The organism is Micromonospora tarensis (genome assembly GCF_016803395.1).
GTDB lineage: Bacteria > Actinomycetota > Actinomycetes > Mycobacteriales > Micromonosporaceae > Micromonospora > Micromonospora tarensis.
This window is the reverse complement of sequence record NZ_JAEVHL010000413.1, coordinates 1-3,216: the sequence shown is the minus strand read 5'-3', so window position 1 is coordinate 3,216 and position 3,216 is coordinate 1. Positions and strand designations below refer to the sequence as shown.

Annotated in this window: 2 protein-coding genes; both read right to left on the bottom strand. The window is 71.8% G+C overall.

All coding sequences use genetic code 11. From position 1 onward, the window contains the following. Positions 1 to 1,626 (bottom strand): sensor histidine kinase (locus JM949_RS34825; protein WP_309232452.1); only part of this gene is annotated, 1,626 nt, incomplete at its 3' end. Then, the gene (locus JM949_RS34820) at positions 1,623 to 2,822 is read right to left on the bottom strand and encodes a PP2C family protein-serine/threonine phosphatase (RefSeq protein WP_203152309.1); all 1,200 of its coding nucleotides are present in this window, start codon (positions 2,820 to 2,822) and stop codon (positions 1,623 to 1,625) included. The genes JM949_RS34825 and JM949_RS34820, both read right to left, overlap by 4 nt. Between the last annotated feature and the right edge of the window lie 394 nt (positions 2,823 to 3,216).

The following is a 3,216-nucleotide window of genomic DNA, read 5'->3' as shown; positions in this document are numbered from 1 at the left end:
GCCGGAGGGCTCCGCCGGAGCCTCGTCCGAGGGCGTCGCGTCCTCCGTTGCCAGGTCCTGCGGCTGCTCCGGTGCGTCGGCGGCGGCAGCGGCCTCGACCTCGCCGGGCAGCGCCGGCAGTGTGAACCGGATCGCGGTGCCCTCCGACACGGCGGTGTCCACCCAGACCCGGCCACCGTGATATTCGACGATCTTCTTGACGATGGCCAACCCGATGCCGGTGCCCGGGTACGCGTCCTTCGAGTGCAGCCGCTGGAAGATCACGAAGATCTTGTCGGCGAACTCCGGCTCGATCCCGATGCCGTTGTCCTCGCAGCTGATCTCCCAGTCGGCGCCCACCAGCCGGGCCGAGACGTGCACCTTCGACGGCACGTCCGGACGGCGGAACTTGATCGAGTTGCTGACCAGGTTGGTGAGCAGCGGCTCCTCACCCGAGATCACCGGCAACGGACCCGAGGTCAGCTCGGCGTCGGCGTACTGCCGGGCGGCCTCGGTCTGGCCGGCCACGTCGCCCATCACCTTGTTGAGGTCGACCTCGACGAACCCGGTGGTGAGCCGGCCGATCCGGGAGAACGCGAGCAGGTCGTTGATGAGGCGCTGCATCCGTTGCGCGCCGTCCACAGCGAAGGCGATGTACTGGTCGGCCCGCTCGTCGAGCTGCCCGGCGTACCGACGCTGGAGCAGCTGGCAGAAGCTGGCCACCTTGCGCAGCGGCTCCTGCAGGTCGTGCGAGGCGACGTAGGCGAACTGCTCCAGGTCACGGTTGGACCGGGTCAGCTCCTCGGCCTGCTTCTGGAGCTGGCTGTTGACCCACTCGATGCGTTCCCGGGCGGCCCGGACCTCGGCCAGGTCGGCGGCGATCTTCTGGCGCATCGCGTCCACGTCCTCGCCGAGCCTGATGAACTCCGGCGGGCCACTGGTGGCGATGCCGTGCTGGTAGTCACCCTCGGCGACCTCGCGGACCTGGTCGGCCAGCACGATCAGCGGTCGGATGACCATCCGGTCCAGGGAGAGCAGCAGCAGCGCACCGGCGACGACCACCACCAGCGCGGCGACGATCAACAGGACGACCAGCACGTTGCTGCTGGTCCGCACGTCGTCGGCGGCCTGCTCCCGGGCCTTGAGAATCTCCTCCTGGAGGTCGGTCACCGCCGCCCGCACCTGGTCGAACTGCTGGCGGGCCTGTTCGGTGACCAACGCCTGGCCCGCGCTGGTGCCGCTCTGCTGGGTGGTGGCGATCACCGGCTGCGCCACCGACTGCCGCCACTGCGCCGAGCGCTCCTCCACGAGCTGCAGTTCCGTGCCGATCTGCGGATAGTCGTCGAGCAGCGACCGCATCGACGCGACGACGCTCTGCTCCTGGTCGACCCCCTCCTGGTAGGGGGTCAGGTCGGCCGGATCGCCGCTCACCGCGTACCCACGGACCGCCGTCTCCTGATCGAGCAGCGCGTTGAGCAGTTCCTGGGACTGCACCCGCAACGGACCGGTCTGGTTCAGGACGGCGTCGATCTGGGTGCGGTTGCGGGCGGCCATCGTCGCCTCCGCGGCGGCCAGGCCCAGCAACAGCACGCCCACCACCGCGAGCAGAGTGATGACCCGACGACGCAGACTCCAGCCCTCGATCACCGGCCACCACCCCGGCTGACCAGCAGCATGGCCACGTCGTCGGAGAGCGCGCCACCGTTGAGCCGCTCGGCCCGGCCGACCAGCCAGGCCGGCAGCTCGGGCAGCGCGACGGAGCGGTTGGCCGGCTCGTCCAGCAGGCGGCTGAGGCCCGGCACGTCGAGCCGTTCGTCGCCGGGACCCACCCGCCCCTCGATCAGGCCGTCGGTGTACATCAGCAGGGACCAGTCATCGGTGTCGAACTCCAGGTCGTAGGCGATCGGCCGGCGAGGTCGTACGCCCAGCAGCAGGCCACCGGGCGCGGGCACCGGGACGACCCGGCCACCGGAGAGCAGCAGCGGCGGCGGGTGCCCGGCCAGGCGGACGGTGGCCCGGTTGGCGTCCAGGTCGAGTCGGGTGGTGGCCACCGTCGCGAAGATCTCCTGGAGGCGGCGTTCACTCATCAACACCTGCTCCAGGGCGGGCAGCACCTCGTCGTCAGGCACTCCGGCGAGCACCAGCGCCCGCCAGGCCACCCGCAGCTCCACCCCGAGCGCGGCCTCGTCCACCCCGTGCCCGCAGACGTCGCCGACGATCAGGTCGAGGCGGTCCGGGCGGGTCTGCACCACGTCGAAGAAGTCCCCACCGATCAACGCGGCGTGCCGGCCGGGCCGGTAGAAGGTGTGCACCGCCACCTGGTCGGTCGTCATCAGCGGTTGGGGCAGCAGGCCGCGTTCGAGTCGGGCCGACTCGGCCTGGCGCAGCTCGACCTCGCGCAGCCGCCGGGCGTTCTCGTCGGCGCGCTTGCGCTCCACGGCGTAGCGCAGGGCCCGGGTCAGCAGCACCCCGTCGACCTGCCCCTTGACCAGGTAGTCCTGGGCGCCCTCGGCGACCGCCACGACGCCCAGGTGCTCGTCCGAGCGGCCGGTCAGCACGCAGACCGCGGCGCCGCTGGACATCTCCAGCACCTGGCGCAGCCCGTCCAGCCCCTGCGCGTCGGGCAGGCCCAGGTCGAGCAGGACGCAGTCCACGTCGGTGATCCGCTGGCGCGCCGCGCTGAGGCTGGTGGCGACCAACAGGTCGATCATCGAGTTCGTCTCGGCGAGCAGCTCACCGACGAGGAAGGCGTCGCCCTCGTCGTCCTCCACCAGCAGCACCCGCAACCGCTCACCCGGCGGCAGGTTGGCGTGCCGCGCCAGACCGCCGTGCGGGTACGGCACAACTGGGGAACCGGCCAAGCCGGCCCCCCGGTGCGGCCGGGTCACCGCCGCGAGACGCGGGAGTTCGCTGGTGATGTCGGGCTCCTTCCGAGTGCCCTGCTGATCCTGTATTAGACAACGGTCGCACACAACACGACGGCTCCGGCGCGGGCGGGGATGGGCCGCATCACCACCCGCCGGCTGACAAACCGGGCAGGTGGTGGACGAAGGGCGGACCGGGCCATCCCATCCGGCGCTGGTGCCGGGCAGGATGGTGCCACCCCAGGCCCCACCACCCCCGAGGAGTTCCCGTGGGCGCATCCACCACCCCGGCCACGACGGGCCGGCCGACCCGCCCGACTCCGGGCGTACCGCCGGCCAACCGCGCCCTGGCCCGGCCTCGCCGGCGGCTGGC